Source organism: Gluconacetobacter azotocaptans (assembly GCF_014174355.1).
Taxonomy (GTDB): Bacteria; Pseudomonadota; Alphaproteobacteria; order Acetobacterales; family Acetobacteraceae; genus Gluconacetobacter; species Gluconacetobacter azotocaptans.
In genome coordinates, this window is record NZ_JABEQF010000003.1 from 226,667 (window position 1) to 243,745 (window position 17,079).

Here is a 17,079-nt window from a genome sequence, read left to right on the forward strand (position 1 = left end):
ACAGGGAGGCGAGGGGAATGGAGCGCATTACGATCACGATCGATGCGGAATTGCTGGCGATCGTGGACGGCGTCATGGCCCGGCGCGGCTATGCCAGCCGCTCGGAAGCCATCCGCGACATGATCCGCGACGCGGCGTCGCGCGAGGATGTGCTGTCGCGCAACGGCGTCTGCGTGGCCGTGCTGGATTACGTCTACGACCATGAGACGCGGTCGCTCGCCCAGCGCCTCACGCATGAGTTGCACGCGCATCACCACCTGTCGGTGGCGAGCATGCATATCCACCTCGACCATGATCGTTGTCTGGAAACGACGGTCCTGCGGGGGCCGGCCTCGGCGCTTCAAAAGCTTTCGGACACGATCACGACCCAGCGCGGCGTCCACCACGCCAATCTGCACGTCATTCCCCTTGCGGCACAACCCGACCGATAGCCAGAGGCCTGGCCTCCGGACTGCCCCACCCGGAAGCGGACGGGCCATGACGCCCGATGACCATGGAAAATGGCGCGGGCATGCAGTACTCCATGCGGCGGCGTCCCCCACGGGGTGCACGATGATAAAGGTGACAGACCATCCATGGCAGACGCGTCGAATCCGGGCATCACACCGCCCCGCCCCCATACCCGGGCCGAGGATGTCTATGCGCTGATCGTGGGCTGCACGCTGATCGTCCTGGGGCTGCTGCTGTTGAAGACGGCGGGCCTGGTCACGGCAGGCACGGCCGGGATCGCGCTGCTGCTGTCCTATACGGTGCACCTGCCGGTGGGCTTGCTGTTCACCCTGGTCAATCTGCCGTTCTTCCTGTTTGCCGCCCGGGCGATGAGCCGGGTTTTCGCCCTGAAATCGTTTCTGGTGAATATCCTGATCTCGCTGTCGTCATTCGTGACCGCGCGGGCCATCCATATCGCTTGGGTGCATCCGGCCTTCGCGGCGGTGGCGGGCGGGACGGCGATCGGTATGGGAATTCTGGCCCTGGCCCGGCACGGTGCGGGCGTCGGCGGGACCGGCGTTCTGGCGCTGTGGCTCTACCGGCAGCGGGGGTGGAATGCAGGCCTGGTGTCGATGGCGTTCGACGTGGTGATCCTGACGGTTTCGGGCCTGCTGCTGGGCGCGGCCGGCCTGATCTGGTCGAGTTGCAGCGTGCTGGCCATCCACGGCATCCTGTTCACCTGGCACCGGCCGGGCCGCTATACGGGCTATTGAGGGCGCCGCCTCAGGGCGCTGCCCTGAAACCCGCCAAAGGGCATCGCCCTTTGAAAACCCGGTCGTTTCACCCCTGATCGGGGTCCAGGGCCTCAGGCCCCCGAATCTGGATAACGGGTGGGTTCGGACAAAGCCCGACTTCACCGATCACGGCAGCAGGATCGTACTGCCGGTCGTCACCCGCGCTTCCAGGGCGCGGTGGGCATCCGCGGCGTCGGCCAGGGCAAAGCGCTGGCCGATCCGCACCGACAGCACACCCTGGCCGATCAGGCCGAACAGTTCCTCGGCCCCCTTCAGCAGGGCCGAACGCTGGGCAATGTAGGTCGTCAGCCCCGGGCGGGTCAGGTACAGGCTGCCGCGCGTGGCCAGCATTCCCACCGATACGCCCGTGACCTCGCCGGACGCGTTGCCGTAGCTGACCATCAGCCCGCGCGGCGCCAGGCAATCCAGGCTGGCCACGAACGTATCCTTGCCAATGCTGTCATAGACCACCGGCACCATCGCCCCGTCCGTCAGCTTGCGCACGCGCGCGGGCAGATTGTCATGGCCGACCAGCACGTCGGCCGCGCCGTTCTGCAGGGCCAGTTCGGCCTTTTCCTCGGTCGAGACCACGCCGATGACCCGCGCGCCCAGATGCCGCCCCCATTGGCACATCAGCAACCCGACCCCGCCGGCCGCGGCATGGACCAGGATCGTCTCGCCCGGTTTGACGTCGTACACCTCGCGCAGCAGGGCGTGCACCGTCAGCCCGCGCAGCATGACGCCCGCCGCGACCTCCGACGATATGAAGGGCGGCAGGGGCACGACACGATCGGCCGCGATGGTCCGGACTTCGGCATAGCCGCCCAGGGCCGTGGGGTAGGCGACGCGGTCACCGGGGACCATGTCGGTGACGTCGGCGCCGACGGCTTCGATCACGCCCGCGCCTTCCATGCCCAGGACCGCCGGCAGGGTCGGCAGCTTGTACAGGCCCTTGCGGAAATAGGTGTCGATGAAATTGACCCCCATCGCCTCCTGCCGGATCAGGATTTCCCCGGGCCCGGGGACGGGCGTGGGCAGCGCTTCCAGCTTCAGAACCTCGGGGCCGCCGTAGTCATGGATGCGAATTGCCCTGAACATCGCGTTTTCTCCGTAGGTTCTTGTTGCGTCTACGCCAGGGCCGGAACGGCGGCCCCCTCCAGCCCCAGCAGGAACAGCTTGTCGTCCAGGCCGCCATCGCCCGAATAGCCGCCCAGGCCCTGGACGGCGACGACGCGGTGACAGGGGATCAGGATCGGGATGGGATTGACGCTGTTGGCCTGCCCGACCGAACGGGGCGACCCGCCGGCCAGCAGCGCGATATCGCGATAGGTCCGCGTCTGGCCCACCGGAATGGCGCGTAGGGCCTGCCACACCCTCTGCTGGTAGGCCGTGCCGTACGGCGCCAGCGGCAGGTCGGCGAACGGATCGGCCCCGCTGTCGAAATAGGCGTCCAGACGATCGCGGACGGTGCGCAGCAGGGGCGTCTCGTCCTGGTCGCGGCCCCAGCCCCAGTCCAGCGCCACGATCGCGCCGTCGTCTTCCGACAAGGTCAGGTCGCCCAGCGGCGAGTGTATCGAGAGTTGCGGCATTCCGTTGTCCCTGGCCCTTGGCCCTGCGTCATCCATCCGTGCCCGACGAACCCATATCCGCCGCGACGGTGACTCTGTACTCTTCCGCCGGATGACGCCACATGCAAGAGGATAGCACGGGATCGCCGGCCCACGGTGGCCCCACGAACAGGGCAGGGACGGACGCATACCCCATGACGGCATTGGCAGGACACCCACCGATCTTCGCACTGGCCACCGGCGCCGGACGGGCGGCGATCGCGGTCATGCGCCTGAGCGGGGCAGGGTGCGACGACATTCTGCGCGCCCTGTGCGGCACGCTGCCCGCGCCCCGGCAGGCATCGCTGCGCGGCCTGTGGCGCCGCGACGATCCGTCCGGCCCCGTCCTGCTGGACCGGGCGCTGGTGCTGTGGTTCCCCGCGCCGCGCAGCTATACCGGCGAGGACAGCGCGGAACTGCACCTGCATGCCGGCCCCGCGGTGATCGCGGCCGTGTCCGACGCCCTGGTGGCGCTGGGGGCACGCCCGGCCGAACCGGGGGAATTCACCCGCCGCGCCTTTGCCGGAGGCCGGCTGGATCTGGTCGAGGCCGAAGGGATCGCCGACCTGATCGCGGCCGAGACCGAAGCCCAGCGCCGTCAGGCGCTGGACCAGTCGGACGGCAGGCTGAGCCGCCTGTATGATGGGTGGGCGGCCCGCCTGCGGGTTCTGCTGGCGCATCAGGAAGCGTTGATCGACTTTCCCGACGAAGACCTGCCGCCTGAGATCGAACAGGCGCTGCTGGGCGATCTGGCTGCCCTGCGATGCGAGATGCAGGCCCATCTGGACGACGGCGGACGCGGCGAGAAGCTGCGGCGGGGCCTGACGTTCGCGATCGTCGGTGCGCCCAATGTCGGGAAATCGAGCCTGCTGAACGCGCTGGCCGAGCGCGAGGCCGCCATCGTGTCATCCATCGCCGGCACCACGCGCGACGCGATCGAGGTGCGGGTGGTGCTGGGCGAAGTGCCGGTGACCCTGATCGACACCGCCGGCCTGCGCGACACCCAGGACGAAATCGAGGCCGAGGGGGTGCGCCGGGCGTTGTTTCACGTGAAACACGCCGACTGCGTGATCGCGATGTTCGACGGCGACGCGCCGCCGGCCGATGTGCCCCAGGGGGCGATCCTGGTCCGCAACAAGATCGATCTGGGGCCGGCGCCCGGCGGCACCATTGGCATCAGCATCCATCAGGACCGTGGCATGGATGTATTGCGCGCCGCCCTGGCCGAGCAGGCACGGGCGTTGACGGCGGCGTCGGCCGGCCCGCCGCTGACCCGGGCGCGCCATCGCGCGGCGATCGAAGAAACAGCTTCCCATCTGGCCACCGCACTGGATATGGACTGGCCGGAGATGCGCGGCGAAGACATGCGCCAGGCCATGCGGGCGCTGGGCCGCCTGACCGGCGCGGTCGGCGTCGAGGAGGTGCTGGACACGGTCTTCGGCCAGTTCTGCATCGGCAAGTAGGAAAAGGAATTCTCGGGTGAAGGGCCAGCACGACGTCATCGTCATCGGGGGCGGCCACGCGGGGTGCGAAGCCGCCGCCGCCGCCGCGCGCAGCGGGGCGCGCACCTTGCTGCTGACGCACCGGCTGGAGACCATCGGCGCCATGTCGTGCAACCCGGCGATCGGCGGCATCGGCAAGGGCCATCTGGTGCGCGAGATCGACGCGCTGGACGGGCTGATGGGCCGGGCGGCCGACCGGGCCGGCATCCATTTCAAGCTGCTGAACCGATCGAAAGGGCCGGCGGTGCACGGGCCGCGCGCCCAGGCCGACCGGTCGCTCTATCGCCAGGCCATCCGCGACCTGCTGGCCGAAACCCCGAACCTGGACATCGCGGAAGGGGCCGCCGGCGATCTGATCGTGGATGCCGCCGGCCACGTGGCCGGCGTGGTGTGCGAGGACGGGCGGCAGTTACGCGCCGGCGCCGTGGTGCTGACGGCGGGGACTTTCCTGCGCGGCATGATCCATATCGGCCATGATAGCACCCCCGCCGGGCGGGTGGGCGAGGCGCCGGCCCAGGCCCTGGGTCAGCGCCTGCAGGTGCTGGGCCTGACGATGGGGCGGCTGAAGACCGGCACGCCCGCGCGCCTGGACCGCGCGACCATCGACTGGGACGCTCTGGCGGAAGACCGGGGCGATGCGGTGCCCGAACCGTTCAGCCGGCTGACTACCTCCCTTGGCAACCCGCAACTGTCCTGCCGGATCACCGCCACCACGGCCCGCACGCACGAGCTGATCCGCGCGCATCTGCATCTGTCGGCGGTCTATGGCGGGGCTATCGCGGGGCGGGGGCCGCGCTATTGCCCATCCATCGAGGACAAGGTGGTCCGCTTCGCCGAACGCGACAGCCACCAGATCTTCCTGGAGCCCGAAGCCCTGCCGGGCAATCCGGGCGGCGATCTGGTCTACCCGAACGGCATTTCCACCAGCCTGCCGGCCGACGTGCAGGCCCAGATGATCCGCTCCATCCCCGGACTGGAACACTGCACCATCGTGCGGCCCGGCTACGCGGTGGAATATGATTTCGTCGACCCGCGCCAGCTGACGCCCGGCCTGGAGCTGGCCGCCCTGCCGGGCCTGTTCCTGGCGGGACAGGTCAACGGCACCACGGGGTATGAGGAAGCCGGCGCCCAGGGCCTGCTGGCCGGCGTGAACGCGGCCCGCCGCGTCGGCGGGTCGGCACCCGTCAGCATCGACCGGGGGGCGGCCTATATCGGCGTCATGATCGACGACCTGACCACGCAAGGGGTTTCCGAACCCTATCGCATGTTCACCTCGCGCGCCGAATACCGGCTGAGCCTGCGGGCCGACAATGCCGACCTGCGCCTGACCGGGCGAGGGCTGGAATGGGGCTGCATCGGGGCCGAGCGGGCACGCCTTTTTCAGGCCGACCGCGATGCCATCGACGGCGCGATGCAACGCGCGGCCAGCGAAAATTTCCTGCCGGATACGTTGAACCAGGCCGGCGTCCCGGTCTCGGCCGACGGGCGACGGCGTACCCTGCTGGACGTGCTGGCCACGGCGGCGGCGCCCGATGCCATCGACCGGGTCGCCCCCTGGTTCGCCGACCTGCCGGCCCGCGTTCGCCGCCATGTGGAAACCGAAGCGCGCTATAGCGGCTACCTATCCCGCCAGGCGCGCGAGATCCGGCAGTTGGAGGCCGACACGCGCATCGCGCTGCCCCATGACCTCGATTATCGCCGCATCGGCGGGCTGAGCACCGAAATGCAGGAACGTCTTGCCGCCGCCCGCCCGGCCAGCTTCAGCGCGGCGCAGCGCATTCCCGGTGTCACGCCCTCGGCGCTGGTGGCGCTGTTGTCGCACCTACGGCAGGTGGCATGATGTTTCACGTGAAACCGAACCCCGCAGGCGAGGCCGCGCCGTCGCCCGAACTGCGCCGCCGGCTGGACCTGTTCGCCGAGATCCTGACCAGGTGGAACGGGCGCATCAATCTGGTGTCCCCCCGCGATCTGCCCCATCTGTGGGACCGCCACATCGCCGACAGCCTGCAGTTGGCCGGCCTGATCCCGCCCGGGGTCCGGCTGGCGGACATGGGGTCGGGCGGGGGCTTCCCCGGCCTGATCGTCGCCATGGCGACCGACGCCGACGTGACCCTGATCGAATCCGACGTCCGCAAGGCCGCCTTCCTGCGCGAGGCCGCACGCCTGGTGGGCGTGCGCGCGACCATCGTGGCCCAGCGGATCGAACGGGCGGACATCGCGCCGGTGCAGGTCGTCACCGCCCGCGCGCTGGCCGCATTGCCGCAATTGCTGGACTGGGCCACCCGTTTCCTGAGCCCCGACGGATTTTGTCTGTTCCTGAAGGGCAGAAACGTCGAGGATGAGTTGACCTCGGCCGCTGCCGACTGGCACATGGCCATATCCCGATTACCAAGCCGCACCAACGCGGACGGTACCATTCTAAGATTGGGCGATATCAGGCGTGTCAGACACTCAGAAGAACGTGCAGCGGGTCCATGACGCCGTGCGCGCTCCTCGTATTCTTGCCCTCGCGAACCAGAAGGGCGGCGTCGGCAAAACCACGACGGCGATCAACCTGGCCGCAGGGTTGGCCGAGCAGGGCTTTTCGGTCCTGCTGATCGACATCGATCCGCAGGGCAATGCCTCGACCGGGCTGGGCGTCGGCTATGACGCCCGCCGGCTTGGCACCTACGCCCTGCTGATGGACGAAACCCCACCGGACGATCTGATCCAGGCCACCGAAATTCCGAACCTGTCGATCGTGGCGGCGGATACCGAACTGGCCGGCGCGGAGCTGGAACTGGTCATGCAGGACCGGCGGGAATTCCGGCTGCGCGACGCCATCGCGCGGGCGGGGCAGGGGTTCGATGTCATCCTGATCGACTGCCCGCCCAGCCTGGGCCTGCTGACCCTGAACGCCCTGGTCGCGGCCGACGGGGTCATCGTGCCCCTGCAATGCGAATTCTTCGCGCTGGAAGGCATCAGCCAGTTGGTCCGCACGGTCGATCGCATCCGCCGTGCCTTCAATTCCGACCTGCATGTCGCGGGCATCGTGCTGACCATGTACGACCGGCGCAACAACCTGTCGGAACTGGTGGCCGCCGACGCGCGCGGCTTCTTCGGTGACCAGGTGATGGACACCCTGATCCCGCGCAACATCCGTATTTCCGAGGCCCAGAGCCATGGCCGCCCGGCCATGACCTACGACCCGAAATCCAGCGGCGCGATGGCCTATCTGGCCATGGCCAACGAAGTGGTGGCCCGGATGGGCATCAGCAAACCCAAACGGAAGGCCGCCCGGGCATGAGCACGAAGAAGGATCAGGCCCGCCCGCGTCTGGGCCGGGGGCTGGCGGCGCTGCTAGGCGACCAGGCCCCCGCCATTGCCCGCGTGTCGGGCAAGGCGACCGACGACCGGGCCGGCACCCTGCCGGTCGATCTGCTGGAACCCGGCCCGTTCCAACCGCGTCAGGTCATGGAACCCGAGGCCTTGAGCGAGCTGGCGGATTCGATCCGCACGCGCGGCATCCTGCAACCGATCCTGGTCCGCCCGCACCCCGAGCGCGAGAACGTCTTTCAGATCATCGCGGGCGAACGGCGATGGCGCGCGGCACAGATGGCCGCGCTGCACGACGTCCCGGTGCATATCCGCACGCTGGACGACGGCGACGCCATGGCCGCCGCCCTGGTCGAAAACCTGCAACGCGCCGACCTGAACGCGATCGAGGAAGCCGAGGGCCTGCAACGGCTGTTGCAGGATTATCGCCTGACGCAGGACGAACTGGCCGGCGCCCTGGGCAAATCGCGGTCGCATGTCGCCAACATGGTCCGGCTGCTGAATCTGCCCGGGGCGGTACGCAACGCCCTGCGCAATGGCGAGCTGACCGCCGGCCACGCCCGCGCCCTGCTGGCCCACCCCGACCCGGTGGCGGCGCTGAAGATCGTCCTGGACCAGGGCCTGAACGTCCGCCAGACCGAGGCCCTGATCCAGAAGACCACCCGCCAGGCGCAAAAGCCCGCACCCGCCGCCGCCGAACGCAAGGACCCGGAAATCCAGGTGCTGGAACGCGACCTGTCGGCGCGTCTGGGCCTGAAGGTGCAGATCGCCTTCGACGGGAAGGGGGGATCGATCCGCATCCTCTATCATTCGCTGGACCAGTTCGATGCGGTGCTGGCCCGCCTGAATGGCTGATGGACCGTCTGGAAACAGGGGGATTTTTTTCAACAAAACCCCTTGCCCTCCTGGTGGTGCGCTGTTAGAAGCGCGTCACCCGAAAGGGCCAACTCCATGGGCGCATAGCTCAGTTGGTAGAGCAGCTGACTCTTAATCAGCGGGTCCAAGGTTCGAGTCCTTGTGCGCCCACCATGGAGCCCTCATAAATTCATTATTTCCTGCTGTAGCCCCAAAAAGGCGCAAGCCTGCGACCCTCTCAGGGTCGCCATGCACGCATGAGGGGTCGATCGCAACGACAGTCGCGCGTCTGACCGCGGATCGTATCGAAACAATCAGGGGATAAATCTGCGCGGCGCGCAGATCCGCCCAGCCGCTACCTCTGATCCGCCAGATCAGCCACCCCGTCGAGCCGATCGGCAATGCTCGCCATCAGGTGCTTCACGTCATCACTGGCCTGCGTCTGGTCCAGCAGGACTGCCATTTTCTCGACGTCGGCCTGCAATTCGGAAATTAGAATCTGGAGTTGCGCCCGTACCGCGTCGTCGTTCTCGTTCCTGTAGCCTGTCATCGCTCACTTCCCGCTTCCAAGACCCTTTCTACGCCACGCCGGGAGGGATAGGCCAGCGACAGCCGGGAAAGGGACGAAGACGGCGCTTGCCCCCTCATTGGCGGCATCTGAATACCCTTGGCAGTCTCTTCCTGAAACGAATAGCCGTCATCAGGTCACGAGAGGCATCACCCGATCGCACCGGGACGCACACCCGCAGACGCGATGGCCCCCGGTGCATGGGTTCCGACCCGCCGGCCCGCGGTCAGGGCGAAGCGGCCCGGTCCGGCGGCGGCTAACGCCAGCAGACCACCGATAATGCTGATATTCTTGTAGAAATGGATCATGTTGTCATAGCGCGGCATGCCGGACATGGCCCAGAACGGATGGCCGATCAGGCCGGTCACCAACGTATAGCCCGCCAGAATCAGGGCCAGCGGCGTGGTCAGCACCCCGGCCACGAGGGCCAGCCCGATCCCCAGTTCCGTCAGCGTCGCAAGAACCGCCGCCAGTTCCGGAAACGGGGCACGGGTCTGCGCCATATAAGCGACGGCACCGCCGAAATCGCTCAATTTCCCCCAGCCCATGACCAGGAACAATGTCGCCAGAAGGATTCGGGCGACCAGAAGGAGCGTATCGCGCGAAAATGCATTCATCGTGAACATGGCATACTCTTTCAGTTTCTGTGCTATTCGGACCGGGCAGGCCCGCACATGCTGCGGTCATCGCGGCTGTCTGTCTGGAACCGTATCGTCCTGCCTGCTCCGGAAAAATAGAAACAATATAAACTGTTTGTTTCTATTTTTTATATGAACTCCGGCGTCCGAACGGCCGCCCCGACCTGCGGGACGGTTGCCTCTTTCGCCTTTCTCGTTCCTCATCGGGGAATGCCCGGTCACAGGATAAAATTGGACGCATTGTGCCCCGAACATGCGCTGGAAATGTTCGACGGGCTGTCCGATCCCGCCGCCTACCGTTTCCTTTCCGATGACCCGCCGGACACGATGGCGGCATTACGGTCGCGCTATACGCGGCAGGCGGCGGGCCGGTCGCCGGACGTGACACAGCAGTGGCTGAACTGGGTCGTCCGGCGTGCAGACGACGGACGCGCAGCCGGGTATATCCAGGCGACGATTCAGGGCGACGGGGCGCTGATCGGCCATCAGATCTTTCCCAGCTTCTGGCGACAGGGCCTCGCGACCGCCGCGCTCCAGGCAACGATATGCCGGCTGTTTTCGACCGACGGCGTCGAAAACATCGCCGCCCTCATCGACACACGCAACGAAGGATCCATCGGCCTGGTCGAAAAGTTCGGCTTTCGTCGCATCGGAACCGTCAAGGGCGCGGATTATTTCAAAGGCGCATCCAGTACCGAGCATGAATACGCCCTGTCACGATCGGGGTGGCATGACTGCCCGTTGAACCGCGATTCCTGATCGAAACCAACGAATGGGATGCAAGGGCCGAGGCCCTTGCCGGGTTCGGGCAGCGCCCGACCTTCCTTTGCCTCTTTTACGAGGCTTTTACGAGGCCACCCGTTCCGAAGCCGTATGAAACGGATAATCCGTGTATCCGCGCGCATCCCCACCATAGAAGCTGGCGCGATCATAGCGGTTCAGCGTCCATCCTTCGCGCAGCCGCGCCGGAAGGTCCGGATTGGCGATGAACGACCGGCCGAAGGCCACCAGGTCCGCATCGCCCGACGCCAGGACGGCCTCGGCGCTGTCACGGGAAAAACCGCCCGCCGCAATGATCGTGCGCGAAAAGCTGCGGCGCAGCACCCCCGCGTCCACGGGATCGGGCTCGGCATCCCCGCCGATCCGCGGCTGCACGATGTGCAGATAGGCCGTCCCCATACGGTCCAGCGCCGCGGCGACATGGCCGAATGTCGCGTGACGGTCGCTGTCGGCCATCGACCCGTAGGCGCCGCTTGGCGTCAGCCGGACCCCCACGCGGTCCGCCCCCCAGATGTCGATGGCGGCCTGCGTGACCTCCAGCAGGAAGCGCGCGCGGTTCTCGATCGGCCCGCCATAGTCGTCGGTGCGCCGGTTGGTGCCGTCCTGCAGGAACTGGTCGGGCAGGTAGCCGTTCGCGCCGTGGATTTCCACCCCATCGAACCCGGCCGCCAGTGCGCGTTCCGCCCCGCGACGGTACTCCTCGACGATCAGCGGGATTTCATGCCGTTCCAGCGCCCGGGGCATGTCGAAGGGGATCGGCCCCTGCAGCGTCCAGGCCTGGCCATCGGCCCGGATCGCGGACGGCGCCACCGGGGCCTCGCCGTTCGGCTGCAGCGCCCGCGCCGATTGCCGGCCCACATGCCATAATTGCTGGAACATCCGACCACCCCTGGCATGCACCGCGTCGGTAATGCGCCGCCAGCCGGCAATCTGCGCATCATCATAGATCCCCGGCGCACGCTCGAACCCGTATCCCTTCACCGACACGGGCGTCGCCTCGGTAATCAGCAAGCCGCCTTCGGTAGTGCGCTGGCGGTAATAGTCCCGCATCAGATCGTTCGGCAGGTTGCCGGGGCTGGAGCGCATCCGCGTCAGCGGCGCCATCACGACGCGATGCAGAAGGGAGGCCGGGCCGACCCGCGTCGGCGTGAACAGAAGCTGAGACATCGAATTCGTCCTTGTCGATCCGGCGAACCGCCCCAAGGGCTCCGCCGCTGGACAGGACCATGCCTATTCTCTTGCCAAGGCGGCAGACGGCCGGCAGACCTAACGTTCATTCCCAAAAGGAATAACCATGGATCGTCTCCAGGCCATGACGTACCTCGTGCGGGTCGTCGAAACGGGTTCGTTCTCGGCGGCCGCCCGGCAGTTGAACGTGGGCCAGCCGGCGGTGTCCAAGGCGGTGGCGCTGCTGGAACAGCATCTGGGCGTCCGGCTGCTGCTGCGCTCGACCCACGGCCTGACACCGACCGAGGCCGGGCTGCGCTATGTCGAGGCCGCCACCCGGGCGCTGGAGGAAGCCGACGCGGCCGAACGCGCGGCACGCGGCAGCGGCGCGGGGCTGGGCGGGCGGCTGCGCATATCCGCGCCGACCACCTTCGCGCGCCAGAACATCATCCCGCATCTGGGCGGCTTCCTGTCCGCCCACCCGGACCTGGATCTGGAGATCGTGCTGGACGACCGGCGCGTGGATCTGGTGGCGGAAGGGATCGACATGTGCCTGCGCGTCGGCCCGATGGAGGACACCAGCCTCGTCGCCCGCCAGATCGCGCGGGGACGGCGGTCGGTCATCGCGACGCCGGCCTATTTCGATCGTGCCGGCCGGCCGCGCACGCCGGGCGACCTCGAACGGCATGACGCCCTGATCTACACCCAGGGCCGGGGCACCGCCTGGACGTTCCGGCAGGGAACGCGCGACTGCCCCGTGACGCTGCGCGGCCGCCTGCGTCTCAGCGCCGCCGAGGGCATCCGGGCCGCGACCCTGGCCGATCTGGGACTGACCATCGCCTCCGACTGGATGTTCGCGCCGGAACTGGAACATGGCCGCGTCGCGCGTGTGCTGGAAGAGTGGACGCTGCCGCCGATCGACCTGTGGGCGGTCTTTCCCGCGGCCCGGCTGACCAGCGCGAAAGCCCGCGCCTTTACGGATTTCGTCAGTACCCTTCTGGCACCATCCTGAACGCAGCGTGCCGGTTCGCCCCTCACTGGCGTATGTCACCCAAATGACGTTACTCTGGCGCATTGGACAGGAGACGGTTTCGATGCGAGTAGCGATAACCGCCATGGCGATGGCGGCGACGATGACGGCGACGATGGCGGGGGGCGCCCATGCGGCCCCCATGGAACATCCCCAGGCCGACGCCCAGGCGCTCGACCTCGCGGAAAAGGCCATCGCGCTGCGGTCGGTCGCCGGGCCGGGAAACCAGACGTCCCAGGTCGCGGCACTCTACAAGGCGGCGCTGGTTGCGGGCGGCTTTGCCGATCGGGACATCACGATCACGCCGGTCGATGACACGGCCTATCTGATCGCACGCTGGTCGGGAAGCGATCCGTCGCTGAAGCCGCTGGTCATTTCCGGGCACATGGACGTAGTGGAAGCCAAGCCGGCCGACTGGCAGCGCGATCCGTTCAAGCCGGTGGTCGAAAACGGCTATCTGTTCGGCCGAGGCGCCACGGACATGAAGCTGGACGGCACGCTGGCCATCGCCTCGCTGGGCGAACTGAAACGCGAAGGGTACAAGCCCCGCCGCGACATCATCATCGAATTCTCGGGCGACGAGGAAACGGCGATGAAGACCAGCGCCATCATCGCCGACAAGCTGGTGAATGCCGACCTCGTGCTCAATATCGACAGCGGCGGCGGCGTCCTGGACGAACATACCGGCAAGCCCGATTATTTCACCTGGACGGGGGCCGAGAAGACCTACGCCGATTTTGAAATGACGGTCACCAATCCGGGGGGCCATTCCTCGGAACCGCGCGCCGAAAATGCGATCGACCAGCTTGCCGCGGCACTGCTGCGGATCCAGCACTATCAGTTCAAGCCGGAACTGAACGATCTGACCCGCGGCTATTTCCTGAGCGCCGCAAAATGGGAACCGGCGAAAATCGGCATCGCGATGCGCGCCTTTGCCGCGAACCCTGCCGACAGGAAGGCCATCGCCACCCTGACGGCCGACCCGTCCATGATCGGCAAGATCGGCACCACCTGCGTCGTGACCATGGTCAACGGTGGCCATGCGCTCAATGCGTTGCCGCAACGCGCGACCGCCAATATCAATTGCCGCATCTTCCCCGGCCATCCCCGCGCCGCCATCATGGCGGAACTGGAGAAAGTCGCCGCCGACCCGAACGTCCATTTCACCGACGTCAGCGCAGGATCGGTCGCCACCGATGCCTCACCCATGCGCCCCGATTTCATCGCGGCCGTGGACAAGGCCCTGAACGCGACCTATCCGGGGGTTCCGGTATTTCCCAGCATGTCCTCGGGCGCCAGCGACAGCATGTGGTTTCGCAATCGGCACGTACCCAGCTATGGCGCAAGCGCGCTCTTCCTCAAGGAGTCCGAGAATTTCAGCCACGGCCTGAACGAGCGCACGCCGATCGCAGGCATCCCGCTGGCGATCGATTACTACCGGTCGCTGTTCACCAGCCTGTCGCACTAGGAAGACAACGGGCTTTGCCCGAACCCACCAGGGCCCGAGGCCCTGGACCCCGATCATGGATAAGACGACCGGGTTTCCAAAGGGCAATGCCCTTTGGGGGGTTCGGGCAGAGCCCCGATCTTCCCGAAAACTCCATTCAGAATCACGAGATGCATTCCATGAGCCCTCGTCGCCCCCTCGCAGCCCTCCTTCCCGCCGTGGCCCTTGCGACGCTGACGTCCGCGCACGCCGCGTCGCCGGCATCTTCCCCTTGGGCACCGGTCGACCCGGCCCGCATGTCCGCCGCGATCCGCACGCTGGCCTCCGACGATTTCCAGGGCCGCGCCCCCGCGACGGAAGGCGAGGCGCGGACGGTCGCCTGGCTGATCGCGCAATATCGGAAGATCGGGCTGCAACCCGGTGGCGAGGCCGGCGGCTGGACCCAGGACGTGCCGCTGCTGCGAACGCGGATCGGCACGCCGTCGCGGCTCGACGTCACGATCGGCGGGGCGGCCATGCCGCTGGAACTGAAGAAGGACATCTATCTGGCCACCCTGTCGCCCGTCGAACGGCTCCAGGTCCATTCGGCGCCGCTGGTCTTCGTGGGGTATGGGGTGCACGCGCCCGAACGCCAGTGGGACGACTACAAAAACGTCGATCTCAAAGGCAAGATCGCGGTTTTCCTGGTCAACGATCCGGATTTCGACGCCCAGCCTGGCGAGCCCGTCGCCGGACGGTTCGGCGGCCGGACGATGACCTATTACGGCCGCTGGACCTACAAATATGAAGAGGCCGCGCGCCGCGGCGCCATCGGCGCGCTGATCGTGCATGACACGCCGGGCGCCTCCTATCCGTGGACGACCGTGATCGCACCGGGCGGCGAGGCGTTCGACATCGTGCGTGACGCCGCAAGCGACAAACCGGTACCGCTTCAGGGCTGGCTGGAAGGCGATGCCGCGACGCGCCTGTTCGCCCGCGCGGGGCTGGACCTTGCGGCCCTGCGCGTGAAGGCGCGCGACCCGGCGTTCCAGCCGGTGACGATTCCGGGCGCGACCCTGACCGCCGACGTGCCGGTTTCGGTCGCGCACCTGCGCAGCCGCAATGTCATCGGCAAGCTGACCGGCGCGAAATATCCTGGCGAGACCGTCATGTATGGCGCGCATTGGGATGCCTTCGGCGTCGGTACCGACACGCAGGGCCGGCCGGTGATCCGGCGCGGCGCCATCGACGACGGGTCGGGAATCGCTGCCGTTCTGGAAATCGCCCGTGCGTTCAAGGCAGGTGCGAAACCCGACCGGACGGTAATGTTCGCCGCCTGGACCGCCGAGGAACGCGGGCTGCTGGGCTCGACATGGTATGCGGCGCATCCGTTGGCGCCGCTGGCGAAGACGGCGGCGAATTTCACCATCGACGTGCTGCAGATGGCCGGCCCCGCCCATAATGCCTTCGTGATCGGCGCGGGGCAGGACAGCCTGCAGGACGATCTGGCGGTCGCCGCCCGCGCGCAGGGCCGCATCGTGCAACCCGAAACCCGGCCCGAGCGCGGCGCATTCTATCGCGCCGATCATCTGCCCTTCGCCCGCGCCGGCGTGCCGGTCGTGGCCATGATGGGCATGGCCGGCCCCTACGACCTGCTGTCGGGCGGTGTCGCGGCGGGCGAAGCGTGGCTGAAGGCCTATATGGCCTGCTACCATCAGGCCTGCGACGCCTGGAGCGCGAACTGGGACCTGCACGGCGCGGCCGAGGACACGGCGCTGCTCTACTATGTCGGACGTGACGTGGCGTTCTCGCATGCCTGGCCGCAATGGAAGACCGGTTCCGAATTCGCCGCCATCCGCGCGGAAAGCGCCGCCGAGCGGGGCGAGTGAGGGCAGTTCAAGGGGCTTTGCCCCTTGGACCCCATCAAGGGTGCCGCCTTTGAAATCCAGTCGTTCCGGGGCGGGTGCATTGTTTCTCTTTGAATCATGACTTCGCGGCCGGGCGCCTTATCGTGACAGGGATAACCCTGTCACGATGGAACCTTCATGCTGCGGCATATCTTCGCTGGATTGGCCTGCCTGGTTTTGGACGCCGTCATGGGTCCAGCCAGCGCGGCCACACTTTCGACGGACGATTTCAAAGGCGAGGCGTCGCCGACATATTATCCCGGACAGTGCGGCGGCCGGTTCGCCTGCTCCCGCCTTGGCGTCACGACCGGGAACGGCAGCCTGACGGTGGACATGACCAACCTGCTGAAGGATGGCAGCCCGGCCGTGCTGGACGGCAACGTCCTGGACGAGGACGACGACCACGCCACTTATGCCCTGCGCACGCTGAAATCCCGCTTCACGCATCTGGATTTCGGCGTCGATGCCTTTCGTTCGAAGACGGCGCCGCAAAGCACATGCACCGTCCGTTATCGCGACAAGGCATTTTCAAGCCTGGATTGTACCTACTACATCGGTAATGATTTTGGCGATTTTGAACCGGTACAGTTCAGCTTCTTCCGGCGCACCGATGCCCCCTGACCCCAACCGGGATACTGGACATCGCCTTTCGAATCCCTCGTGAACAAAGCGCGGATTATCACATTTCGTGACATTTCCCGGACTCGTCCGCCGCGCTTCTTTCAACGATCATGGTCCTGCCCGAACAGAGAGTCTCCGATGCCGAACCGAACCGTCATCCCCCATGCCCGGCAGAAAAAGAGTACGAGGCGCGCGACACCGATACTCGGTTGTCTGGTCCTTCTTGCAACCCTGGCGGCCTGCGACCAGTCGCCGGACGAAAATTCGTCGCAATGCCGGCGCGATCCGCCGGCCGGATCGCAGAGAAGGGAGGGCGGTCATGGCGGATTCGGTGGCATGCGAGGCGCGGGCATGGGCGGTTTCGGTGGCGGCATGATGAGCGGCCGCCTCGGCGGCTTTGGTCCGGGCCGTCAGGACGGCGGGTCAAGCCGCTGCCGACC

17 protein-coding genes and 1 tRNA gene are annotated in these 17,079 nt (G+C 67.0%); 13 read left to right on the forward strand and 5 right to left on the reverse strand.

What is annotated here, in order from left to right:
- Positions 1–17: 17 nt before the first annotated feature.
- Positions 18–431: a nickel-responsive transcriptional regulator NikR gene (gene nikR / locus HLH34_RS05030; RefSeq protein ID WP_183118500.1), complete on the forward strand. Its 414-nt coding sequence runs from the start codon at positions 18–20 to the stop codon at positions 429–431.
- A 144-nt stretch (positions 432–575) separates the two neighbouring features.
- On the forward strand, positions 576–1,202 hold the full coding sequence (locus HLH34_RS05035; RefSeq protein ID WP_183118501.1) for a YitT family protein: 627 nt from the start codon (positions 576–578) through the stop codon (positions 1,200–1,202).
- 147 nt (positions 1,203–1,349) lie between these two features.
- Here HLH34_RS05035 and HLH34_RS05040 read toward each other — a convergent pair whose 3' ends face one another.
- Positions 1,350–2,321: a quinone oxidoreductase family protein gene (locus HLH34_RS05040; protein ID WP_183118502.1), complete on the reverse strand. Its 972-nt coding sequence runs from the start codon at positions 2,319–2,321 to the stop codon at positions 1,350–1,352.
- A gap of 29 nt (positions 2,322–2,350) precedes the next feature.
- Complete coding sequence (locus HLH34_RS05045) at positions 2,351–2,812, reverse strand: methylated-DNA--[protein]-cysteine S-methyltransferase (protein ID WP_183118503.1); 462 nt, start codon at positions 2,810–2,812, stop codon at positions 2,351–2,353.
- Positions 2,813–2,985: 173 nt separating this feature from the next.
- On the opposite strand from HLH34_RS05045, the gene mnmE reads away from it, so the two are divergent.
- The 6 genes from mnmE (at position 2,986) to HLH34_RS05075 (ending at position 8,676) form a co-directional block, all read left to right on the forward strand.
- The gene (gene mnmE / locus HLH34_RS05050) at positions 2,986–4,293 is read left to right on the forward strand and encodes a tRNA uridine-5-carboxymethylaminomethyl(34) synthesis GTPase MnmE (RefSeq protein WP_183118504.1); all 1,308 of its coding nucleotides are present in this window, start codon (positions 2,986–2,988) and stop codon (positions 4,291–4,293) included.
- Positions 4,294–4,309: 16 nt separating this feature from the next.
- A complete protein-coding gene (gene mnmG / locus HLH34_RS05055; RefSeq protein ID WP_183118505.1) occupies positions 4,310–6,172 on the forward strand; it encodes a tRNA uridine-5-carboxymethylaminomethyl(34) synthesis enzyme MnmG in 1,863 nt (620 codons plus the stop codon).
- Complete coding sequence (gene rsmG / locus HLH34_RS05060) at positions 6,172–6,810, forward strand: 16S rRNA (guanine(527)-N(7))-methyltransferase RsmG (protein WP_244959687.1); 639 nt, start codon at positions 6,172–6,174, stop codon at positions 6,808–6,810. The genes mnmG and rsmG overlap by 1 nt, the downstream gene beginning before the upstream one ends.
- Positions 6,773–7,618: a ParA family protein gene (locus HLH34_RS05065; RefSeq protein WP_304608204.1), complete on the forward strand. Its 846-nt coding sequence runs from the start codon at positions 6,773–6,775 to the stop codon at positions 7,616–7,618. The genes rsmG and HLH34_RS05065 overlap by 38 nt, the downstream gene beginning before the upstream one ends.
- Positions 7,615–8,502 carry a ParB/RepB/Spo0J family partition protein gene (locus tag HLH34_RS05070; RefSeq protein ID WP_183118507.1) on the forward strand — a complete coding sequence of 296 codons (888 nt, stop codon included), beginning with the start codon at positions 7,615–7,617 and terminating at the stop codon, positions 8,500–8,502. Before HLH34_RS05065 ends, HLH34_RS05070 begins: the two co-directional genes overlap by 4 nt.
- Positions 8,503–8,600: 98 nt before the next feature.
- Positions 8,601–8,676: transfer RNA gene (locus HLH34_RS05075), tRNA-Lys, on the forward strand.
- Between the two features lie 181 nt (positions 8,677–8,857).
- Here HLH34_RS05075 and HLH34_RS05080 read toward each other — a convergent pair.
- The gene (locus HLH34_RS05080) at positions 8,858–9,052 is read right to left on the reverse strand and encodes a hypothetical protein (RefSeq protein ID WP_183118508.1); all 195 of its coding nucleotides are present in this window, start codon (positions 9,050–9,052) and stop codon (positions 8,858–8,860) included.
- A 167-nt stretch (positions 9,053–9,219) separates the two neighbouring features.
- The gene (locus HLH34_RS05085; RefSeq protein ID WP_183118509.1) at positions 9,220–9,696 is read right to left on the reverse strand and encodes a DoxX family protein; all 477 of its coding nucleotides are present in this window, start codon (positions 9,694–9,696) and stop codon (positions 9,220–9,222) included.
- A gap of 243 nt (positions 9,697–9,939) precedes the next feature.
- Here HLH34_RS05085 and HLH34_RS05090 point away from each other — a divergent pair, with 243 nt between their 5' ends.
- Entirely contained in the window at positions 9,940–10,467 is a 528-nt protein-coding gene (locus HLH34_RS05090) for a GNAT family N-acetyltransferase (RefSeq protein WP_183118510.1), read from the forward strand.
- An 87-nt stretch (positions 10,468–10,554) separates the two neighbouring features.
- On the opposite strand, the gene HLH34_RS05095 is transcribed toward HLH34_RS05090, so the two are convergent.
- Positions 10,555–11,655 (reverse strand): alkene reductase, encoded by a 1,101-nt coding sequence (locus HLH34_RS05095; RefSeq protein WP_183118511.1) that lies wholly within the window; start codon positions 11,653–11,655, stop codon positions 10,555–10,557.
- A gap of 127 nt (positions 11,656–11,782) precedes the next feature.
- Here HLH34_RS05095 and HLH34_RS05100 point away from each other — a divergent pair, with 127 nt between their 5' ends.
- The 4 genes from HLH34_RS05100 to HLH34_RS05115 all read left to right on the forward strand — a co-directional run bounded on the left by HLH34_RS05100 (position 11,783) and on the right by HLH34_RS05115 (position 16,639).
- Complete coding sequence (locus tag HLH34_RS05100; RefSeq protein ID WP_183118512.1) at positions 11,783–12,667, forward strand: LysR family transcriptional regulator; 885 nt, start codon at positions 11,783–11,785, stop codon at positions 12,665–12,667.
- An 82-nt stretch (positions 12,668–12,749) separates the two neighbouring features.
- Positions 12,750–14,153, forward strand: coding sequence for a M20/M25/M40 family metallo-hydrolase (locus tag HLH34_RS05105; protein ID WP_183118513.1), 1,404 nt, complete (start codon positions 12,750–12,752; stop codon positions 14,151–14,153).
- A 149-nt stretch (positions 14,154–14,302) separates the two neighbouring features.
- On the forward strand, positions 14,303–16,000 hold the full coding sequence (locus HLH34_RS05110; protein ID WP_220792040.1) for a M28 family metallopeptidase: 1,698 nt from the start codon (positions 14,303–14,305) through the stop codon (positions 15,998–16,000).
- Positions 16,001–16,207: 207 nt separating this feature from the next.
- Positions 16,208–16,639 carry a hypothetical protein gene (locus HLH34_RS05115; protein WP_183118515.1) on the forward strand — a complete coding sequence of 144 codons (432 nt, stop codon included), beginning with the start codon at positions 16,208–16,210 and terminating at the stop codon, positions 16,637–16,639.
- Positions 16,640–17,079 lie beyond the last annotated feature (440 nt).